Here is a 21,458-nt window from a genome sequence, read left to right as displayed (position 1 = left end):
GAACAAAATGAAAAGGTGCACGTTACAAGTTCACCTTTGCTGTCTTTTAACACAACTTACATTGTATAGAGGATGGATGGTAAAGTCAACCGGCGGTTTGCGGCGAGCGCGGGAAATGTTATATTGAAAGAAAAAGAGAGGCAGATAAAAATGAAGCAGACCGAACTCGCCGCTTATATTGACCACACCCTCCTAAAACCGGAAGCGACGAAAACAGATATTTTCAATTTATGTGAAGAGGCAAAAGAACATGAATTCGCCACCGTCTGTATCCCGCCGTATTGGGTCAAGACCGCGGTGGAAGCATTGGCAGGAAGCGGTGTCGGGGTAACAACGGTTATCGGCTTTCCCCACGGCTTGAATTTATCGGATGTAAAGGCTTATGAAACGGAAAAAGCCATTGAACAAGGCGCGTCGGATGTGGATATGGTGATTAATGCAGGTGCGCTGAAGTCAGGCGATAAAGATGGCGTTCGAGCAGACATCGAGACGGTTGTAAAAGCGAGCGGCGGTCGGGCGCTTGTAAAAGTGATTATCGAAACTAGCCGATTGACCGATGAAGAGAAGAAAACCGCCACTCGTCTCGCTGTGGAAGTAGGCGCGGATTATGTAAAAACATCAACGGGTTTTCACACTGCAGGTGCAACGCTTGACGATATCAAATTAATGAAAGAAGTCGTCGGTGACAACGGAAAACTTAAAGCTGCCGGCGGTGTCAAGACAGCGGATGACGCAAGGGCTTATATCGAAGCGGGCACCGATCGGATCGGAACCAGTTCCGGGATCGCGATTGTTACGGGCGAAGGGGGCAGTGGTGCTTATTAGTGAAGAAAAGAGTGATCGAACTGCCCCGGATGATAGAAGCGGCTATTTACAATATAAAATTGGAGTAATCGCTGAAATTATAACGCATAGGTCAAACCCACCCGAGCGCCGGGTGGGTTTTGTGAATCATAACACCGTGGAAGCGGGTTCTGCATCCAGCATTTCTGCAATCTCATTATTCTCGTCCATAATCGCAACCTTGGGTCGATGGTGATGCGCGGCATCGTTTGCCATCAGGGCGTAGGATAAGATGATGACGACGTCATTCGGTTGTACAAGCCTTGCGGCCGCGCCGTTCAAGCAGATGTCTCGCTGTCCGCGAGCCCCTTTAATGACATACGTCTCAAAGCGTTCGCCGTTGTTATTGTTGACGATTTGGACCTTTTCATTTTCCAAAAGATCGACCGCGTCCATTAAATCCTCATCGATGGTAATACTTCCCACATATTCAAGGTTAGCCTCTGTTACGCGAGCGCGATGCAGTTTTGCTTTCATCATGGTGCGAAACATTATTTCCCCTCCGTTGCAAACCACGCACCGTATAAGCCCTCGAGTTGTTCCTCTTTCATCGTAAACGTGTTTGCCGCTTCCGGAAACGCATGCGATTTGACATCGCTCACGTAGTTTTCAAGGCCTGCTTCAATATGCGGCGATATATTTGCATATTGCTTCACAAATTTTGGTACATGTCCCGATTCGTAGCCGATCACGTCATGGTAAACGAGCACCTGTCCGTCGGTTTCCGCTCCGGCGCCAATGCCGATAACCGGAATCTCCAAACGATTGGCAACGAGTGCGCCCAGCTGTTTCGGAACGCATTCAAGCACGACGGCGAAAGCGCCTGCTTCTTCCAGTGCTTCTGCTTCTACGATAAGTTTTTCCGCTTCCGTTGCTTCCTTTCCTTGAACTTTATAGCCGCCGAGCACGCCGACGGATTGCGGCGTTAATCCCAGATGACCCATGACAGGCACTCCGGCCTGCACAAGTTTTTTTACCGTATCTGCTACCTCATAGCCGCCTTCTAGTTTGACCGCATCTGCGCCGGCTTCCTGAATGAGGCGTCTAACATTTCCTGATGTTTCGGAAAAATCGCCATGGTAGGAAAAAAAAGGTAGGTCTGTCACGACAAATGTGTCACGTGCGCCTCTTTTTACTGCTTTCGTATGAAGCACCATGTCATCCATCGTGACAGGAACGGTGGAATCATAGCCAAGCACGACATTACCTAAAGAATCTCCCACCAAGATCAAATCTACACCCGCGCGTTCGGCGAGACGAGCCGAAGGCGCATCATAAGCCGTGAGCATGGCAATCGGCTCTCCGTCTTGCTTCATTTTTTTCCATTGAGCTGTCGTTTTCATCTTTCTTCCCTCCGGTTTCATGTGGTATTTCAAGAACCTGCATGAAACGGCAAAAAGCCTTCTTCCAAGGGATGAAGGCAGAAAGATAGCGCATACGAAAAAGCGTTTTTATCGTGCTGTCCAGGTCCTTTCAGGATCCAAGCAGCTAAGCTTTTTGCATGTTCCCACTACACATCGGTGCCGTTCCTCACAGATACAGCCCTTGTGACGGTAGTATAGCATGAATTTGCTTGTATGTGTCTATTTTGTGTCAAAAAAATAAGAGAGGATTATGAAATTGCAAGGCAAACATTTGAACTTGTACGCGGGAACACCATGACACGGTGGAAAGGAAGATCCTTCGATCATAGGTGCCATGACAGACATCACAAAAAGGGGAATTACCTTATTCGCCAATCTTACACTAACGAGCCGCCGCCATTTTCCAAGTATTGTTCAATGCCCTCTGAGGCACGGTAGGCGAGTGCTCCTACTGTTCCGGTAGGGTTAAAATTGCTGAAGTGGGGAAAAGCGGAAGCTCCAACGACAAACACATTTTCGGCGTCCCACATTTGTAAGTAATTGTTCACTGCAGAGGTTTCAGGATCATCGCCCATAATGACCCCGCCGGCATAGTGCTGCCCATAGAACACATTCGGAAACTCTTCCGCTAGCGAAGACTCTTCCATATCGATAATATCGGCGCCCATTTCTTCCAATACTTCTTTACACAACTCCAACCCAAAGTTCATTATGTTGCGGTCTTGATCCGTGTATTCATTGGTAACCCGTAAAAGCGGGTCTCCGTATTGATCTGTATACGTTGGATCCAAATCTACATAATTGAACTGCCAGGGCATCGTTCCGACTTGCCACCGTACTCGAATGTTTCGGTTTGCATAAAATAATGATTTTTCCTTGAACTCTCGCCCCCACGTGGGTGTTCCCTGTGGAACATGGTTATGTTCAATTGGTCTTTGCCCCCATTGGGGGCAGTCAATCTCGCCACCGTGAATAAAATCCAAATCGGTATGGTCCATGTTATCGCCGGCAAAATCATCAAAACAAGCCCCCAATGCGCCGGCCCCCATATAGGTATTAAACTTCCGGTCATTGAAATAGCCTCTGGCCCCCATATTTGAGAGAGAATGCATCGTATAATTCTTGCCAATAACACCTTCACCCGTTTCAGGATTATATGGGGTCCCAATCTCAGATAACAATAAGAGACGTGAATTTGTAAACGTAAAACCAGCCAGTACCACGACTTCAGCAGGTTGTTCATACTCCTGGCCGGTCCGTGTATCAACGTATCGGACTCCGTTGGCTTGTTCTCCATCGTACAGCACGCGGCGAACATTCGATCTCGTTCGAAGTTCGAAATTTTCATGTTCTCGTGCTGTAGGTAAAACGGTGACGAGGGGATCAGATTTGGCGCCATAATCACAACCGAAAGTTTCACAAAAAGCACAATACTGGCATTGGGAAATCGTCTGCCCATCTGGATTTTCATACGTTTCGCTAAGGTTCGCAGACGGAAATTGGAAAGGGTGGTAACCCAAATTTCTCGCGGACTTTTTGAATAAACGGGTGATCGCTGTATCCGCCATCGGCGGGGTAGGATAGGGGTTTGAGCGTTCCGGGCCAAATTCGCTTTCTTCCCCGGATATCCCAGCGGTCTTTTCAAAGCGGTCATAATAGGGCTCCAATTCATCATAGGTAATGCCCCAATCCTGGATAGTCATTTCTTCAGGGATTTTTTCTTCGCCATATCTATCGACCGTTTGGCTGTATATTTCAAAGTCGTAAGGCAGATTACGAAAGGTCACCCCGTTCCAATGAACACTGGCTCCTCCCAAATCCGTGCCCCAGTGCATGTCACTTTGTGACCGTACCGGTAAGGCCTCTATGTCTCGAATATGTCGTGAAGTAATCGTTTCTTTTGAAAAGTCTTGCATCATCTCATGCCGCAATGAAAAGCGCAACTCGTCTTTGACATGTATGTAATCTTCGATCGCTTGGGATTCTCCTCGTTCCAAGCAGACCACTTCCCGCCCTTCCTTTGCCATTTCGGCACTCACAATGCCCCCGGCCCAACCACTTCCTACGACAAGCACCTCTACACTATCTAACTGTGTAACCATGCGATACCTCCTTGTGCGTGTTGATGTTTACCTTTATTGTTAGCCACCGCCCAAATTTCTATGTATATTTTTTCTTTTTTTAGTAATGAGTTGGAAGAGGAGTGAAGAAATGACGGAAACGGGAAGAGGCTTCCGGGAAAAAATACAAGAAAAAATCCCTGCATAATTAAAGCAGGGGCGGTTGCATTGCCTTTACCCTTTGATAAACGGGGTGATTCGGTTTACAAATTTCTCTAGCAATGCTCCTTCTTCTTCTGAAAAACGGCCGATTTCCGGGGAGTCAATGTCGAGGACACCGAATAGCTCATCTCCAGTCATGATCGGGACGACGATTTCCGATTGGGATTGGGCATCACAGGCGATGTGTCCGGGGAATGCATGAACGTTTTCCACGACTTGCGTCTTGCCCGTTTCGGCCGCTGTGCCGCATACGCCATTTCCGATCGGAATGCGAATGCAGGCAGGGAGCCCTTGAAACGGTCCGAGAACGAGTTCCCCTTCTTTGTAGAGATAAAACCCTACCCAATTGACGCGATCGAGAAATTGATTTAAAAGCGCGGTGACATTGGATAAATTGGCGATTTGATCTGTTTCGTCGCTCAGCAACGCTTCTCCTTGCTGGCATAATTGTTCGTATTTTTTCTCCATATTTTTGCTGTAAGTTACAGGTTCAAACATTTTTTCCGCCTTCTTTCTTTTGTTGAATGTCTGGATTTATTATAACATGCCGAACCCCCTTATAAGTAGTCGAGAAGTATTTGCAGGAACGCGCAAGATAGAAGCGAAGCTATAGAGTGAAGATCATTTGAATGGAGGCGACGGGTATGGCAGTAAATCAAGGCACGAAAGATAAGGTCGCCGAAGCAGCAATAGGCTTGTTTATGACGAAAGGATACAGCGGAACCTCCGTACGTGCAATCGCCGGTCGAGCAGGAGTGAATGTGGCGCTAATCTCTTATTACTTTGGTGGAAAAAAAGGAATGTTGGAACACTTGATTAACACCTATCTGGAAGGATATTTAAAAGAACTCGAAGAAGCTTCGGAACAGGTGTCCGGAAGCTTTGAATGTCTTGTCGCGATCATCGAAGCCGCGTTGCAGTTCCAGCAAACGCATCATCGCATGGCCAGGCTCGTTTTGCGGGAATTAACGCTTGATTCCATTCTCGTTCGCGAAGTAATGGCAAGCTATTACATGAAGGAAAAACACTTATTTAGACAAGTGTTGGAGGCCGGAAAAGAAGCGGGTGTCTTCAAGGGCATGCGTAAAGAGTGGGCGATTTTGCATTTGCGAGGCATGATTACGATGCCATTTTTGCACGCGCAACATATCCGTGAAGTTTTTCACTTAGAGCCCAGTGACCGCACATTTTTATATCATTATATGAAGCATGTGCGCCAGTTTGTGGAGGTGCAAATTTGCGAACCGCAGCCTGCCGCGGCGTCCCTTGTGGTCTAGTCGAATGGCTAACCCGAAGAGTAAAGCAACGCCTCGGATTAGCGCATGGAGGAAAAGACGTAAGAAGGCGTCAATCGATCTGTTTTTGGAGATCGGGCCGATATTAGATCGTATGGAGGCGTCATACGGTCTATTTTCTGCGTTTACCTCTATGCTAGAACGTATAACCACTTCTCACGATCGAAGATATCAACAATCGGGCGTCCCTAACGAACCACTAGCCCCCCGGCATCCCAAGCTTTACCTCCGGTAATCTTTCTCTTCCTTGTCCGAGCCCGTCCGGGTGGTGGGCGTCAGACCCATACATAAGCGGAATGCCCATTCGTTCGGCTTTTTCAATAATAGCCGCCGGTGGGTAAGGCTCCCCGCACAAAGGTTTGACGACGCCGGCGCCGTTGATATCCAATGAAAGTTCAGCTTTTTTCGCCGCGGCCAAAATCGCTTCAAGCCAATGTTCATCACTTGGGAGGTCAAAGGCTTTCCGAAATTTTCGCACCAGGCTCACATGGCCGAGGCGACGGGGTTTATATTTTCCAAGGTCGGCTGAAATGGAAAGCAATACCGTTTCATAGTAACGGCGTACGAGTTGATCGGCCCCTCCTGCTTGTTTCGACAACGCTTCGAAGTTTTCTGCACTGTAATCAAGCAAGCCATACGCATTCTTCGTGTTAATAAAATGGACAGAAAGAATCGCGTCATCAAGGACTGGGCCGTATTCATCAAGAAATGCCTTTGTCTCTGTTTCAAACCCTTCAATAAAATCAATTTCCAATCCGGTAAGAATTGAGATGTCGTTTTTATAACGCTCTCGAACATCTTGAATCGCTTTGATGTATGCCTCTAAATCGGAGGATAACATGCTGCTGTCTTTTTCCGGCGTAGGGTCGGGAAACCTTGCCGGGAGAGGTGCGTGTTCGCAAAAACTGATGCTTCTGTACCCAAGGGTAATGGCTTTGTCAATATATTCTTCCAATGGCGCATTGCTGCCATGTGGACAAAAAGGTGTATGGACATGCCCATCATATTGGATGTTTTCCATTGAATTTGCCTCCAAACGTTTCCCCATTTCTCTTCATTCCATGTTATCATAGAATAGGCAACATTTTTTCCTATGAAATTAGAGGATTTTGCTTTTCTATGACGAAAAATAACTATAAAATGATGGTAACTTGGAATGCTACGGATAACTGGAGTGAAGCATAATGGTATACGTCTTCATTGGGATCGTAGTAGCCATTGCTTTAGTGGTTGCATACGGCGTGTTTAATCGACGGCAAATCTATCAAAGGGTCGACAATCTCGATCAACGAAAAGGGCAAATGATGAGCGAACCTGTATCGGAGGAAATCAGCCGGGTGAAAGGGCTAACCATTTCCGGAGAAACGGAAGAAAAATTCGACAAATGGCGCGAGACATGGGATGAAATTGCTGATACACATCTGCCGGAAATGGAAATGTACTTGTTTGATATCGAGGAAATCGCAAATAAGTACCAATTTCGCCGTGCTAAAGACAAACTCGTAGAAGCTGACCACCATTTAAACGCGGTTGAAGAAGATATTTCAATGATCCGGCAAGAAGTTGAGCAACTCGTCAAGAGTGAAGAAAAGAACCGTGAGGAAATTGAAAAGGTTAGCGAAAAATACAAGGAAGTCCGATCGTTACTCTCTCGGCAATGGCGGTCGTTAGGCGAAGCCGGCCCGTTATTGGAAGGAAAAATAAAAGAATGTCGCGAGGAACTGGAAGCGTATTACGAAGAGACAAAAAGTGGAAATTATATGCGCGCACGTGAGCGGTTGTTATTTTTACAAGACATGTTAGAAGAAATGCAACATCAAATCGAAAACGTGCCCAAATTTTTGATGGAAATCGACCGTGAGATCCCGGGGCAAGTAAGGGAGTTACGTTCGAATATACGTGTGATGGAAGAAAATGCATTTTCTTTTCGACATTTTAGTGTTTATGAGGATTTGGATGAAATCGATGGAACGTTAGCTTATCTAAAAGAAAATGTATCCGCACTGGAATTGCAAGATGTGGGGGAGAAAATTGAGCAAATCAAGGAAACCCTCGCCGAAAATGTATCGTTATTGGAACGGGAAGCAGAAGCGAAGCACGAAGTGGAAAATGGTTTAGAGGCTTTGAAAGGACGTCACAAAGCTCTTGTTGAGGCGCTGTCCGATTTAGAGGAAGAGCGCAGTGGCTTAGAAACTAATTATCAACTACCAGAGGGAGATAAAGAGAAAGTTGCATCGATACAAAAAGAAGTGACAGGTGTAGAAAAAGAGGGAGAGGCGCTTGAAGAGGAGCTTCTGAATCAGAAGCAATCCTATACTGATTTACGAGGAAAACTGGAAAATTTGAATATTCGAATGGCCGAAATTGAGGATAGCATAAATGAATTGTTGGAGCGGTTGCAAGAAATACGCGGCGAGGAAACACGAGCGATAGAACAATTAAAAGAACTGCGCGTATGGATAATGGAAACCCAATTTAAGTTCCAAAAAAGCCAACTTCCGGCGGTTCCGGAAATGCTTGTTGACCAACTCGACAATGCCGAGAAAGAACTGGAAAAGGCAACGGCTATGCTGGAAACGACCCCTTTGGATATGAGAGCAATTCAAGAGGCGCTTGAACAAAGCCGTCAAGGGATCAAGCAAGCAGCCCAATCCCTTAACGAAACGATCGATCAAGCCAGATGGGCTGAGCGGTTGTTGCAATTCGGGAATCGATATCGCACTCAATTTGCAGAATTGCCTTCGACCCTTAACAACGCAGAATGGCAATTCAGAAATGGTTATTACGAAGAGGCCATCAATGATACGACGAGAGCTTTGGAGGGTTGTGTTCCGTACGCGCTCAGCAACCTTCAAGCGGAATGGGATAAACGTAGCCAACGGCAGGTTGCTTTGGATTCTGTCAAATAATGGGAATGAAAGTCGACGCCAGGAAAAACAACCGGAAAGCGAACGGATAACCCGTGTTCTGACGGTGTTATCCGCACGCCGGCGCATCCGAACCTTTGTGTTTTTCGATCCTTTCCATCATCACCTTTATGGTGTCACGTTGAGCTGCCGTCTATGGATACGGAAAGCTCATTTTTTATGACCTGCTTTCTTTCGTCAAGACGAGGACGGTATGCTATAATGTGAAGCCGTATGACTGCAAGTAAGCATTGTGAGGGATTGAATCATGATTTATTTAGATAACAGCGCGACGACTTTGCCGTTCGATGAAGTGCTGGATACGTATCAAAAAACTGCGATTCGCCATTTCGGCAATCCATCTTCATTACATGATTACGGATCAGTTGCGGAACAATTATTACGGAAAGCCAGACAGTCGATCGCGAACATCTTGAATATAAATAGCGGAGAAATTATGTTCACCTCGGGAGGTACCGAAGGGAACAACCTTGCGATTAAAGGAGCCGCTTATGCCCGCCGCGGGCGCGGCAACCATATCATCACAAGTGCCGTTGAGCATCCATCGGTGCTGGAAACGTGTCGCTATCTAGAAAACCATGGATTCGAAGTAACCTATCTTCCGGTGGACGAGGAAGGGCGAGTAAGACTCCAAGAGGTTAAAGAAGCGACTCGAGAGGAAACCATTCTCGTCTCCATTATGCACGTAAATCATGAAACCGGAGCGATCCAACCGATCGAAAAAATTGGCGAATGGCTGAAAACACGGGAAAAAATTCGCTTCCATGTGGATCACGTTCAAGGTGCGGCGAAAGTGCCGTTACCATTAAAAAATAGCGGCATTGACCTTTGCACCTTCTCTGCTCATAAAATCCATGGCCTTAAAGGTACGGGCTTGCTTTATGTCCGTAACGGCGTACAGGTGGAGCCTTTATTCCATGGGGGTGGCCAGGAGAAAAACGTACGCTCGGGTACGGAAAACCTTCCCGGGATCGTGGCATTTGCAAAAGCGTTGCGCCTATCCTACGAGCGATATCAGAGTGCAAAAGCCACGCTGGACAAAAACAAAGAAATGCTTATCCAAGCTTGCCGAGAGCGGGAGGGGATGGCTGTCAACACACCGGAACAGACAAGCGCTCCTCACATTGTGAATGTTTCTGTACTCGGCACCCGTCCGGAAATCGTCATTCAGGCGCTTACGAAGAGGAATATTCATGTGTCTTCAAAGTCCGCCTGTGCGTCACGATTGCAAACGGCAAGTGAAGTGCTTGCCGCCCAGTTTGGCCATGAAGAACGGGCGGAAACAGGGCTTCGTTTCAGTTTTTCCAGTGAAACGAAGGAACCAGATATCCAGCAACTCCTGTTGGCTCTGGACGAAGTTGTGCCGGAAATCCGTCGTGTAAATGAGGTGAAAGGATGAAAGTGGACCACATTCTTGTGCGATACAGTGAAATTGCGTTAAAAGGGAAAAATCGAGCAGATTTTGAACGGGCTTTAAAAGGGAATATTAATCGTGCACTTGCTCCTTACCCCGGGGGGAAAGCACGACGAACGACCGGAAGGCTAGTGGTGGATGTCCATGATGAAGATGCAGAAGCAATTATGGGAAAAGTCCAGCATATCTTTGGAATTTCATCATTATCATATGCAAGAAAAACAAGTCACGAATTGTTGGATATTCAAGCGACAGCGTTACGCGTCTTGCAAGATCAACCGGATGCCAAAACGTTCAAAGTGAGCGCGCGTCGTTCCTTTAAATCTTTTCCGATCCGCTCGCAGCAGTTGAATCACGAAGTCGGAGGTTATGTGCTGAAAAACACGGAGGGCATCACGGTCGATGTACACCATCCGGATGTGGAATTACTCGTGGAAGTGCGTGAACATGGGACCTACATTAGCGCCGGAAAAATTCCGGGGCCGGGCGGCTTACCCGTCGGTTCATCGGATAAAGTAATGCTGATGCTTTCAGGAGGTATTGATAGCCCGGTAGCAGGCTATCTCGCGCTAAAGCGTGGGGCAGAAGTAGAAGCCGTTCATTTTCACAGTCCGCCGTTCACGAACGAGCGCGCGAAACAGAAAGTGATTGACTTAAGCCGTATTCTCGCGGGATATGGGACGACGATCCGTCTGCATGTGATTCCGTTTACGGAAATACAGCAATATATTCACAAAGAAGTGGCGACCAACTATGAAATGACAATCATGAGACGTATGATGATGCGCATCAGTGAACAGGTAGCAAGAGAACAGGATGCCCTCGCCCTTGTAAACGGAGAGAGTCTTGGGCAAGTATCCTCGCAAACGCTCGCGAGTATGCACACGATCGAAGAAGTTGCTAATATGCCGGTGTTGCGCCCGCTGATCACGATGGACAAAGTAGAAGTGACGGAGATTGCCGAGCAGATTGGAACGTTTGAAACTTCCATATTGCCTTATGAAGACTGTTGCACGATTTTCTTACCGGCAGAGTCGAAAACCAAACCAAAAAGGGAAAAGGCGAATTTTTACGAGTCATTTTTAGACATGAATGAGATGATGGAAAAAGCGGTGTCCAATCGGGAAACGCTAACGATTGACGCGAATGAACCCTTAAGTTCGGCATTCGAAGAATTGCTGTAACCTGTCGGGAGCTCCGTTTTTAAATTGCTCCCGTTTTTTCGTTAATGATTTAGCGGCTTGATTGCATTTCAGGCATAGGTTTGGGAAAATAAGGTGAGACAATCAATTGGAGTGATGAGGGAGACGAAGAGAATGGACCGGGCGGTCGGGTGAGGAAGTATAGGAATTCATTCATTGTGTCGTCCCCGGCTCGCCGGAAGCCGTGTTGGAAAAGGCATTAACGGTTGTGTTCGAACCTATGGTTCAAACAGGCCTTACCGGTGTACATATGGAGGACATTGCTTATTAGTGGCAGTTTTTCACGTGTGCTTCCGCTTAAAGGAAAGCATGTGCCAGAAAGAAAATGGATCAGTGAAGGATCGGTTGCAAGAAAGTTGAGTTTTTCTAAAAGAGAGGGATTATATGAATGTCAAACGTTGGGTGGCGCTCGTTGTCGCCGTCGCCGTCGTAGGGGTCTCATTAATGTTTAACATGTTTGCAACAATTGTGAGTGCTGATTTCGATCAGGTATTGGATGGAGCAGATCTGGAAGAGCCCTTTAGGGAAGATGTCATCGAGCGAGGAAATGACGGCCGAATTGTCGTTATTGAACTAGAAGGAGTTATCCAGGACACGGGGCAAGAATCCCCCCTCATGGCCGCAGGTTACAATCACCAACAACTGCTTGATATGTTCGACAATGCAATGGAAGACCCAACTGTCGATGGCATTGTGCTGGAGGTGGACACGCCTGGCGGGGGTTTAATCGAAAGTGAAGAAATCCATGATAAAATCATAGAGGCCCAAGAAACATATGATAAAACGGTTTACTCGTCCATGGGTGGAATGGCTGCTTCCGGAGGCTATTATGTGTCTGCACCGGCAGATTACATTTCAGCACATTCATCGACATTAACGGGATCGATCGGCGTTGTGTTATCCGGCGGGATTGGAGGCCTGAACTTTTCCGAGCTATTAGAGGACTTGGGGATTGAAGATAATACAATTACAACTGGCCCTTATAAAGATATTTTAAGCGGGACACGAGAGATGGAAGTAGAAGAAGCAGAAATGTTGCAAGACATGGCCGATGAAATGCTCGATGACTTTGTTGATGTCATCGTAGAAGGACGTGACATGCCGGAAGATGAAGTAAGGGATTTAGCAGATGGTCGTATCTATACCGGTAACCAGGCGTTAGATAACGGGCTTGTCGATGGTCTTGGAAACCTTGACGATACGGTGGAGATCATGCAGGAAAACCTCGACCTTGAAGATCCGCAAGTCGTACGCTATCAAGCAGATTTCGGTGGAGTCGGCTCGCTGTTTGGCGGTGTGGTTGAACAGTTTACCGGCAATTCCAATGAACTATCCGAACTGATAACGGTGCTTCAACAAGAAAATTCACCGAGATTAATGTATCTATATGAGCAGTAAAGGAGGGGTGAATGTTGGACATACCTTATAATGAAAACGAGGAAAGATTTGGTGTCCATCGAGAGCAAGACGAAAGCAAATCCGCACGGAAGAACTCGTCTCACTCCGTAGAAGTAAGTATGTATGCCGGTTTCTGGATGCGTTTTTGGGCTTACTTGGTAGACCTACTTATTGTCTTTTCCTTAAATGCTTTGTTTATCAGGCCGATTTTCATGTTCCTCGATGCTTCTCCGACATTATTTTTTGAGATTACGCTTGTCGGTCTTCTTACTTCGATTGTCGCCTATGTATATTTCGGGATCATGACGAAACTGATCGGTCAGACCCTAGGGAAAATGATTTTTGGTCTGCGCGTGCAACGAGAAGACGGCGATCCATTAACGTGGGGAGATGCGTTCTTTCGAGAAGTCGCGGGACGCATGATTCATCGAGTCCTCGGTTTTACAAATTTAATGTACATCGTTGTCGGCTTGCACCCACAAAAAGCAGGCGTTCATGATTTGCTTGCCGACACACGGGTGGTGCTCGACCGTCGCCAAAAAAAGAGTAATTATGATGAAGTATGACGAAAAAAGAACCGCAACTCCTCGGGAGTGCGGTTCTTTTCCATTTAAAACGCGCTTGTTCAACAAGTCCGGTTATTTGGTGCCACCATGGGAGGGGAGTGCTTGTACATTTTCGTCCGAAGACGGAAATGAATCATTACGTGATAATAATTTCTCGCTGTTAACATTTAACATGTCCAATATCGGGCAGTAACGAGTGATCCCTTCCGCTACTTTCATTGCCGAATAAATCGAAACGAGCATAGGCATTGTCCGGTCATAGTGTCTGGACATCTTTGAGGTGCCCCAAGCCAACCCTGTTAAACCACATGTTATACGCATGATTGCATCGAGCGTTCCTACATTTTTTCTCATTTTTTCATGCCTCCTGATTCGTACTGCATCTTTAGTATGGCGTATCAAATTGAATCCATGCATATGGTATCGGTCATTCGTTATTCGGAAAGATGCCCCTGCAGTTCGGAACGATTACCGGGCTATGCGGAAAACAAAACGACCCATGTTATTCGGAACCCACGCACGCTTATTCGGAAAAGACGGATTAAGATTCGGAACGAACTTCCGTTTTTTCGGAAAACCCCGGTTTTATCCTTCGTGGACATGACTATACTAACAATAAAAACGGTGATTGCTATGATTTGGATGTTTATTGGATTCATCATCGTTCTACTGCTCGGTTTATGTCTGTTGATCCGTGTGAGGGTCCACGTAAGCTATACTCAAGAGGGCCGGGACAACGAAGGGAGTTTAACGGTGTCCATTTTTCGGGGAGTCATAAAGAAGCGTTGGGAAATCCCTTCAATAAAAATGGATGATGATTCTTTTTCCGTGGATTATGACGTACAAACATCCGACACATTCAGGAAGAAAAAAACAAAGAAATTAGATAAAAAGGGCACACCGACGGATCTTGAAAAACAAAAAGAAACGATCCAATCCACCTTCGATAACGTCACGGGTTTTACGAAAATTGTCCGACGCTTCCTGCAAAATATTCACATGCACGAATTTCGGTGGGAAACCGTTCTCGGTACCGGGGATGCCGCGGCGACAGGAACGTTGTCCGGGTTTGCCTGGACAGGGAAATCAGCGATTTTTGCTCTTATTGCAAAAATGATAAAGGTCAGGCATTTGCCCCATTTAAACGTGACTCCTGTCTTTCAAGCCTCGTTTTTTCGCACTTCGATATCCTGTATAGTATCTTTTTCTGTCGGGAATGCTATTCGTGGAATGATCCGGGTTTTGATGCATGTCCGTAAAGGGAAGCAACGACAACCTAAACATAACCCTCAGGATCGAACTGTATCGAAGGAGGCATAACGTTTATGTCAGAACATCCGATTCAAGGTTTAATGAAAACAGCCATGGAAAATATTAAAGAAATGGTTGATGTAAATACGATTATCGGCGACCCTGTCGAAACACCGGACGGTAGCGTCATTGTACCTGTATCAAAAGTCGGGTTCGGTTTCGCCGCCGGGGGGAGCCAAATTGTAACGGAACGAACGGAATCTTACGACGATGAAGACAGTTATCCTTTTGGCGGGGGAAGCGGTGGTGGGGTCTCCATTACTCCAATCGCGTTTCTTATCGTCGGCACATCAGGGGTAAAAATGATTCACCTTGATAATCAGGCCCATTTTTATGAGAAATTGCTCGAGTTCGCGCCGCAAGTTGTTGAGAAAATAAAACAACTGATCCGTGATGATCACGATCATGATGGTTCACATCTGGATGAGCGGCACTATCCGCATATTGACTAACCAATCGTCGCCCTCTTTGGCCGGGTTGTTTTGCTTTGGGAAAAAACGGGTATAAGCAAAAAGGGAATATCAAACACCCGAGGAGGCGAATCAACCATGGCAAGCGTAGCATTCAATGGAAACCCGGTAACATTAATCGGGACAGAAATGACCGAAGGGGATCAAGCACCGAATTTTACTGCCCTAGACACGAGCATGCAAGCACATAGCTTGGAAGATCATGAGGGGAAAGTTCGAGTGATTAGCGTGGTCCCGTCCGTGGACACCGGAGTTTGCGCCGAACAGACACGGCGATTTAATGAAGAGGCGGCGAATTTGGAAAACGTGGAAGTGTTGACGATTAGCGCGGATTTACCATTTGCGCAAAAACGGTGGTGTGCAGCAGAGGGCATTGATAACCTCACCATGCTTTCGGATCACCGGGATTTCTCATTCGGAGAAGCTTTTGGAATCGGAATTCAGGAAATGCGGTTGCTTGCAAGAGGGGTTTTCGTGCTTGATAGCAACGGGAAAATTACACACGCGGAATACGTCCCTGAAGCAACGGAACACCCGAATTATGAAGCGGCCATAACCGCGGCAAAAGAAACGAAATAAAGTAAACTTTTATCAGAGGGGAACTTATCCACTCCCAGTGCAAACGAGTGGATGGCAATGACGTTTTTCGTCCCTTAAGGGAAAGTCACTCACTCTGAGAGGTACGAAAAAGCCGTTATTGTCCCTCAGAAGGCAGGCCGCTCATTCTGGGAGGTACAATAAAGCCGTTTTCATCCCCCCAAAAGGCGGGACCCTCTCTCTAAGCGGTACGATATTTCCGATTTCGTCATCGATGCAAACTAGACGAACCTCAGCCTACGCTGGGGTATTTTTTCTATATGGTGTTTTCTTATCATTGCCATTCTATGGTAAAATAAAAGTCGTGAGGTGAGCGGATTGACGGAGCATTCAAAGATCGAACAACTTTTTCATACATTGGATGAAATGGCAACAGCCATAAGCGAAGAACATACATATACATACCTGGATGCATTAGCGGAGGCGGGCGATATTTTATACCAGGGTTTAGCGCAACAATCCTTCTCCGACACTGTGCAAGAAAAAATCAAACGATTGTTGGCAGATGTCCCGAAAGGGCAGCTGGATCGCGAAGTCGTACGCAAAGCTTTTCAGTTGGCGATTTTAAAAGGAATGAAGGAAAACGTGCAGCCGCATCACGCGATGACTCCGGATGGTGTTGCATTCTTTGTTTCTTACTTGCTAAAAAAACTCATTGGTGAAGAACAAAACATTCGATTATTTGACCCGGCAATGGGCACCGCGAATTTGCTAACGGCCATCCTGAATGAAACGGACCAGGTTGATGGGGCGATCGGCGCTGAAGTTGATGACGCGCTCGTCCGTATCGCATTTGCGATGGCCAACTTACAGCGCCATACCCTGCAAATTTTACAAATGGATAGCGTTAGCCAACGGGGGCTGCCCGAAGTTGACGTTATCGTCTCGGACTTGCCCGCTGGCTATTATACGAACGACGAGGTCGTTGCCGATTTTCAGACACGCCCTGAAGAAGGGCGAATGCCAGCTGAATACGCAATCTTTGAAAATGCCTGGAAAGCGCTCAAACAAAGCGGATTCGCGATCTTTTTGATTCCGAATACGATGTTTACACGCGAAGGCGCGGAGGCACTCCACAAATTTGTGAAAAATGAAGCGGTCACGCTCGGCCTTTTGCAATTGCCGCAATCCATGTTTAAAAACGATCAATACGCGAAAAGTATCTGGTTGCTACAGAAAAACGGCCCGGGTGTACAAGCCCCGCCACAAGCATTGTTTGCCGAACTTCCGTCTTTTACGCGCGCGGAAGCGTTAAGCGATATGATCAAGGGCATTAATGAATGGTTCGAGCAGTTTTTTAATCCCGCTGGGAAGCGCCCATAATTCCGGAGGTCAAATTCCAGAGACCAGCGGTCGGAAAGATCTTTTTCAGGAAGAGAATGATCTTCCGACTTCCGGCTCCCGGTGTCTGATTTCCGAAAAAGCGTACGGCTAACACCCCAGTTTTGACGCATAAGGTGTACTAGTGTTGGGGCGGGACAGGACGTGACGGTTGTAGCCGACTTCCTTGCTCTAAGAGAGGGGGGCCCGTTCTCATGGAAGGTCTCACTGAACTATAACGGATAAAGGAGGACGCATCATGCCATCGTCACCAGAGCAAATAGAAGAACGATTACAGGCCATTCGTGAGTGGGAACAGCGTTATTTTGAAAATAGAGAGATGGACACTTGGTCCGTGCAAGAATTGCAAGCGGAGGCATTATCCCGGTTTCCGGAAAAATGGCAGAAAAAATTAATCGAAGGTGTTGATCGCTTTCTTTTCTATACGCAGAGCATGATTCTAAATGCGAATGTACAACGGGAAGTGGAGGAACGAATTCTCGCGACGGCTCGTGTATTTCGGGACGATATTGCAAACATAACGGACGTGCGAAAATTGACGCTCGAACAAAATCAATTCATTCGTATGCAACTGGTGGCAAAACAGCGCCTTTACGCATTCGGCCAGGGAGGCATCACCGGGTTTGGCGGCCCGTTTTTGCTGGCGGCCGACCTCCCGCTTCTCATGGCCATCAACTTGCGTACGGTACAGTTATCCGCGCTTTCATTCGGCTACGATATGCGTCACCCGGCGGAAATGATGATTGCTCTTAAAGTGTTTGAGGTTGGCTCGTCCCCCTTTTCCGCTCAATATCAAGGATGGAAAGAACTTGAATCGGAGCAAGAAAATATCGTTGGTGATTTCCCGGGCTTTTATAATGGGAGCGAACAGATTATCAATGAGGAATGGCTGCATCAACCGCTTCGGCAAATCGGAAAACTGGCGATGATTTTTATGTTGCGAAAGAAACTTATCCAAGGCGTTCCTTTGATTGGCATTGCATACGGAGCGTATAGTAACTACCGATTAGCAAAACAAGTCTCTGACATCTCCGGTTATTACTATGAAAGACGATACTTGTTGGAACGTTGGCATGAAAAGGGATAAGGCTCGATTGAACATTCGTCTGTGTCATCACTGGACGCTAGCAAGGGGTACATTTTTATCCCGGTGTAAGCGCCCGTTAACGCCCGCTTCAACCCCGTAAGCGGGCGTTAACGGGCGGCGAACACCCCGATTGGTTCAACTAACCATCAGAGGGAATCCACCTCTGATGGAAGTTTCACTGTATAAAAAATTATGTATAAGTATTGAGTTTCGGTGAAAACCATGATAAAGTTAAAAATAGAAATGACAGAGGAGCTTCCGTCCTCTTTTTTTACATGATGATGCATAAAAATAACATGAAAAGAATTTTTATTCGTTTTTAAGATAAATAAATGGGAGGAGATTGTATGGATAAGGGAAAGGTTGTCTTGGCGTATTCAGGTGGATTGGACACGTCCGTTGCCGTGCGTTGGTTGATGGATCAAGGGTATGAAGTTATCGCGGTCGGTTTGGATGTCGGGGAAGGAACAGACCTTGAAAAGGTGAAGCAGAAGGCGTTGGATGTAGGAGCGGCACAATCGTATACGGTTGATGCGAAGAACGAGTTCGCGGAAGAATTCGTCTTGCCAGCCCTGCAAGCCCAGGCCATGTATGAACAAAAGTATCCACTCGTGTCCGCGCTTTCACGTCCGTTGATCTCGAAAAAACTCGTAGAAATTGCAGAACAGACGGGAGCGGGAACGATCGCTCATGGCTGTACCGGAAAAGGCAACGACCAAGTTCGTTTCGAAGTTTCCATTCAGGCATTAAATCCGGACTTTGATGTCATTGCGCCCGTGCGCGAATGGGGCTGGTCCCGTGATGAAGAAATTGAATATGCAAAACAGCATAACATTCCGGTTCCCGTCGATCTCGATAACCCGTATTCCATTGATGAGAATCTTTGGGGACGCAGCAGCGAGTGCGGAATTTTGGAAGATCCGTGGGCAACACCGCCGGAAGGTGCTTATGGCTTAACGAACCCGCTTGAAAAAACACCGGATACGCCTGAGGTTATTGAAATTGACTTTGAACAAGGAAAACCTGTTGCCGTTGATGGCGTTTCTTATAAACTTGACGAACTGATCATGTTGCTAAATACAAAAGCAGGTATCCATGGCATTGGACGAATCGACCACGTGGAAAACCGTCTTGTTGGTATCAAATCCCGTGAAGTGTATGAAACCCCGGGGGCGATGACGTTATTAAAAGCCCACAAGGAATTGGAAGACTTAACGTTGCCGCGTGAAATGGCCCATTTCAAACCGATCGTATCGAAAGAATTGACGGAACTTATTTATAAAGGGCTTTGGTTCGCTTCATTGCGACCGGCACTGGAAGCATTTATAAAAGAGTCACAGAAAAGCGTCACCGGCAAGGTGCGTGTAAAACTGTTCAAAGGTCATGCCATCGTTGAAGGACGTACGTCCCCGTACTCCCTTTATGATGAAAAGTTGGCGACATACACGCCGGAGGATGAGTTTGACCACAATGCAGCCGTCGGATTCATGGAATTGTGGGGATTGCCGACGAAAGTGCACAGCAAAGTCAATAAGAATGGTGTGAAAGTATGACGAAACTCTGGGGCGGTCGATTTACAAAAGAAGCGGAAGCCTGGGTCGATGAATTCGGCGCGTCGATCGGTTTTGACCAAAAACTCGTCGCCCAGGATATTCGAGGGAGCATGGCACACGTGGCCATGCTCCGTTCTTGCAATATTATCAGCGAAGAAGAAGGGCAGAAAATTCACGACGGTCTTGTTGCGTTGGAAAAGAAGGCAGAGAACGGAGAACTTTCATTTGATGTAAAATATGAGGATATTCATATGAACATCGAGAAATTATTAACGGAAGAAATCGGCGAGGTTGCTGGCAAACTTCATACCGCTCGCAGCCGAAACGATCAGGTTGCAACGGATATGCATCTTTTTATGCGTGAAGAAACAGAAATGATCATCGCCATGATTCGCGATTTCCAACGTGTGCTCGTGACTCGTGCCGAAGAACATACGGAAACGATGATCCCGGGGTACACCCATTTGCAGCGAGCGCAACCAATATCCATGGGCCACCATTTGCTCGCGTATGTGGCAATGTTGGATCGGGATGCGGACAGGCTCCATGACAGTTTGAAACGCGTGAATGTGTCACCGCTTGGCGCAGGCGCGCTCGCGGGAACGACCTTTCCGATCGATCGCAGGCAAACGGCGGAAGCATTAGGGTTTGACGAAATCTATGAAAACAGCCTGGACGCGGTGAGCGATCGTGATTACCTGCTTGAATTTTTAAGTGTTGCTTCCACGATTATGATGCATTTGTCCCGTTTGTCCGAAGAGATCATCCTTTGGTCGAGCGAGGAATTCAGCTTTATTGAACTGGACGATACGTTTGCGACGGGAAGCAGCATTATGCCGCAAAAAAAGAACCCGGATATGGCAGAGCTTGTCCGGGGGAAAACGGGGCGCGTATACGGGAGCCTTGTAAGTTTATTAACGACGTTAAAAAGCTTGCCGCTCGCCTATAACAAAGATATGCAGGAAGACAAGGAAGGCGTGTTTGATGCGGTCATAACCGTCAAAGGTTCATTGAAAATATTCACGGGGATGGTTGACTCCATGGTTGTTCAGGAAAAAACAACCGCACAAGCCGTATCTTCGGACTTTTCCAATGCAACGGAACTTGCCGATTACCTGGCCGCCAAAGGCATGCCATTCAGGGAAGCCCATGAAGTGGTAGGAAAACTTGTCCTCTACTGTATTGAAAACGACATCGTCCTCGCTGATTGTCCGTTTTCTGTCTTCCGAGAGGCGAGTGATCGTTTCGAGGAAGACATTTACGAGACGCTTGCCCCTTATCAAGTAGTCGCCCGACGCAACAGCGAAGGGGGGACGGCGTTTACGCAAGTGGGGAAAGCAATTGACAGGTGGAAAGCACGATTGAAGTAGAAAAAAGTCGTCTACACGTTGATGTAGACGGCTTTTTTTGAAGGTAGTGCAGGGTGGTCGAATTATTTGCCCACAATTCAATAGCAAGGCTTGCACAATCATTAGTTTGAACCGTATGAGCCACGGATGCGGACCTTTTTTTCAGCTCGAAAACTGGATTAGGCCGTATAAACCTCTCATGCGGACTAATTTAGCCGTTCGACCGCTGTTTTAGGCCGCATGATCCACGGATGGGTACTAATATAGCCGCTCGACCACTGTTTTTTGGCCATGAATGTCCTGTTACGACAAAGCTTCAGGGTGCACGACACCCATGTTTTACACAATAAAGACTATTTAGAAACCGTCTGTAACGAACAAATGACCTACTTCCATTTTCCCCTCGCATCAAATCGTTTACACAATTTTAACGATGCTTTAACGCTCTCTTCAAACTCT

Annotated in this window: 20 protein-coding genes; 14 read left to right on the top strand and 6 right to left on the bottom strand. The window is 46.9% G+C overall.

The features are described from left to right. The first annotated feature begins 150 nt into the window (after positions 1-150). Positions 151-825, top strand: a complete 675-nt coding sequence (gene deoC / locus DT065_RS08045) for a deoxyribose-phosphate aldolase (protein WP_114376175.1) — start codon at positions 151-153, stop codon at positions 823-825. Between the two features lie 126 nt (positions 826-951). On the opposite strand, the gene panD is transcribed toward deoC, so the two are convergent. The 4 genes from panD to msrC all read right to left on the bottom strand — a co-directional run bounded on the left by panD (position 952) and on the right by msrC (position 4,987). Further along, on the bottom strand, positions 952-1,335 hold the full coding sequence (gene panD / locus DT065_RS08040) for an aspartate 1-decarboxylase (RefSeq protein ID WP_114372352.1): 384 nt from the start codon (positions 1,333-1,335) through the stop codon (positions 952-954). Continuing rightward, positions 1,335-2,186 (bottom strand): 3-methyl-2-oxobutanoate hydroxymethyltransferase, encoded by an 852-nt coding sequence (gene panB / locus DT065_RS08035; protein ID WP_114372350.1) that lies wholly within the window; start codon positions 2,184-2,186, stop codon positions 1,335-1,337. The genes panD and panB overlap by 1 nt, the downstream gene beginning before the upstream one ends. 398 nt (positions 2,187-2,584) lie before the next feature. Further along, the gene (locus DT065_RS08030; protein WP_114372348.1) at positions 2,585-4,309 is read right to left on the bottom strand and encodes a GMC family oxidoreductase; all 1,725 of its coding nucleotides are present in this window, start codon (positions 4,307-4,309) and stop codon (positions 2,585-2,587) included. Between the two features lie 192 nt (positions 4,310-4,501). After that, complete coding sequence (gene msrC, locus DT065_RS08025; RefSeq protein WP_114372347.1) at positions 4,502-4,987, bottom strand: free L-methionine (R)-S-oxide reductase MsrC; 486 nt, start codon at positions 4,985-4,987, stop codon at positions 4,502-4,504. Between the two features lie 146 nt (positions 4,988-5,133). Between msrC and refZ the strand changes: the two genes are divergently transcribed. Next, positions 5,134-5,766: a forespore capture DNA-binding protein RefZ gene (gene refZ, locus DT065_RS08020; protein ID WP_160112459.1), complete on the top strand. Its 633-nt coding sequence runs from the start codon at positions 5,134-5,136 to the stop codon at positions 5,764-5,766. A 217-nt stretch (positions 5,767-5,983) separates the two neighbouring features. Here refZ and hisJ read toward each other — a convergent pair whose 3' ends face one another. Then, positions 5,984-6,805 carry a histidinol-phosphatase HisJ gene (hisJ, locus tag DT065_RS08015; protein WP_114372343.1) on the bottom strand — a complete coding sequence of 274 codons (822 nt, stop codon included), beginning with the start codon at positions 6,803-6,805 and terminating at the stop codon, positions 5,984-5,986. Positions 6,806-6,968: 163 nt separating this feature from the next. Between hisJ and DT065_RS08010 the strand changes: the two genes are divergently transcribed. The 5 genes from DT065_RS08010 to DT065_RS07990 all read left to right on the top strand — a co-directional run bounded on the left by DT065_RS08010 (position 6,969) and on the right by DT065_RS07990 (position 13,291). Continuing rightward, a complete protein-coding gene (locus tag DT065_RS08010) occupies positions 6,969-8,693 on the top strand; it encodes a septation ring formation regulator EzrA (RefSeq protein WP_114372341.1) in 1,725 nt (574 codons plus the stop codon). Between the two features lie 265 nt (positions 8,694-8,958). Beyond that, positions 8,959-10,110, top strand: a complete 1,152-nt coding sequence (locus DT065_RS08005) for a cysteine desulfurase family protein (protein WP_114372339.1) — start codon at positions 8,959-8,961, stop codon at positions 10,108-10,110. Further along, complete coding sequence (thiI, locus tag DT065_RS08000; protein ID WP_114372337.1) at positions 10,107-11,309, top strand: tRNA uracil 4-sulfurtransferase ThiI; 1,203 nt, start codon at positions 10,107-10,109, stop codon at positions 11,307-11,309. The genes DT065_RS08005 and thiI overlap by 4 nt, the downstream gene beginning before the upstream one ends. A gap of 402 nt (positions 11,310-11,711) precedes the next feature. Further along, the gene (sppA, locus tag DT065_RS07995; RefSeq protein WP_114372335.1) at positions 11,712-12,725 is read left to right on the top strand and encodes a signal peptide peptidase SppA; all 1,014 of its coding nucleotides are present in this window, start codon (positions 11,712-11,714) and stop codon (positions 12,723-12,725) included. An 11-nt stretch (positions 12,726-12,736) separates the two neighbouring features. Then, on the top strand, positions 12,737-13,291 hold the full coding sequence (locus tag DT065_RS07990) for an RDD family protein (protein ID WP_227002770.1): 555 nt from the start codon (positions 12,737-12,739) through the stop codon (positions 13,289-13,291). A 72-nt stretch (positions 13,292-13,363) separates the two neighbouring features. Here the strand turns inward: DT065_RS07990 and DT065_RS07985 are convergent, their stop codons facing one another. Further along, on the bottom strand, positions 13,364-13,645 hold the full coding sequence (locus DT065_RS07985) for a YgaP family membrane protein (RefSeq protein ID WP_114372333.1): 282 nt from the start codon (positions 13,643-13,645) through the stop codon (positions 13,364-13,366). Between the two features lie 279 nt (positions 13,646-13,924). On the opposite strand from DT065_RS07985, the gene DT065_RS07980 reads away from it, so the two are divergent. The 7 genes from DT065_RS07980 to argH all read left to right on the top strand — a co-directional run bounded on the left by DT065_RS07980 (position 13,925) and on the right by argH (position 21,020). Next, a complete protein-coding gene (locus tag DT065_RS07980) occupies positions 13,925-14,611 on the top strand; it encodes a DUF2953 domain-containing protein (protein ID WP_160112458.1) in 687 nt (228 codons plus the stop codon). A gap of 5 nt (positions 14,612-14,616) precedes the next feature. Next, entirely contained in the window at positions 14,617-15,054 is a 438-nt protein-coding gene (gene ytfJ, locus DT065_RS07975) for a GerW family sporulation protein (RefSeq protein ID WP_114372329.1), read from the top strand. 96 nt (positions 15,055-15,150) lie between these two features. Continuing rightward, positions 15,151-15,651 carry a thiol peroxidase gene (gene tpx, locus DT065_RS07970; RefSeq protein ID WP_114372327.1) on the top strand — a complete coding sequence of 167 codons (501 nt, stop codon included), beginning with the start codon at positions 15,151-15,153 and terminating at the stop codon, positions 15,649-15,651. A gap of 336 nt (positions 15,652-15,987) precedes the next feature. Continuing rightward, positions 15,988-16,992 (top strand): class I SAM-dependent methyltransferase, encoded by a 1,005-nt coding sequence (locus DT065_RS07965; RefSeq protein ID WP_114372326.1) that lies wholly within the window; start codon positions 15,988-15,990, stop codon positions 16,990-16,992. A 256-nt stretch (positions 16,993-17,248) separates the two neighbouring features. Beyond that, positions 17,249-18,097 (top strand): EcsC family protein, encoded by an 849-nt coding sequence (locus tag DT065_RS07960; protein ID WP_114372324.1) that lies wholly within the window; start codon positions 17,249-17,251, stop codon positions 18,095-18,097. A 347-nt stretch (positions 18,098-18,444) separates the two neighbouring features. Beyond that, positions 18,445-19,650: an argininosuccinate synthase gene (locus tag DT065_RS07955; protein WP_114372322.1), complete on the top strand. Its 1,206-nt coding sequence runs from the start codon at positions 18,445-18,447 to the stop codon at positions 19,648-19,650. Next, positions 19,647-21,020, top strand: coding sequence for an argininosuccinate lyase (argH, locus tag DT065_RS07950; RefSeq protein ID WP_114372320.1), 1,374 nt, complete (start codon positions 19,647-19,649; stop codon positions 21,018-21,020). Before DT065_RS07955 ends, argH begins: the two co-directional genes overlap by 4 nt. The last annotated feature ends 438 nt before the right edge of the window (positions 21,021-21,458 follow it).

This window comes from Salicibibacter kimchii (assembly GCF_003336365.1).
GTDB lineage: Bacteria > Bacillota > Bacilli > Bacillales > Marinococcaceae > Salicibibacter > Salicibibacter kimchii.
Note: the sequence above shows the minus strand (reverse complement) of the source record. Positions and strands in the feature narration are given on the sequence as shown.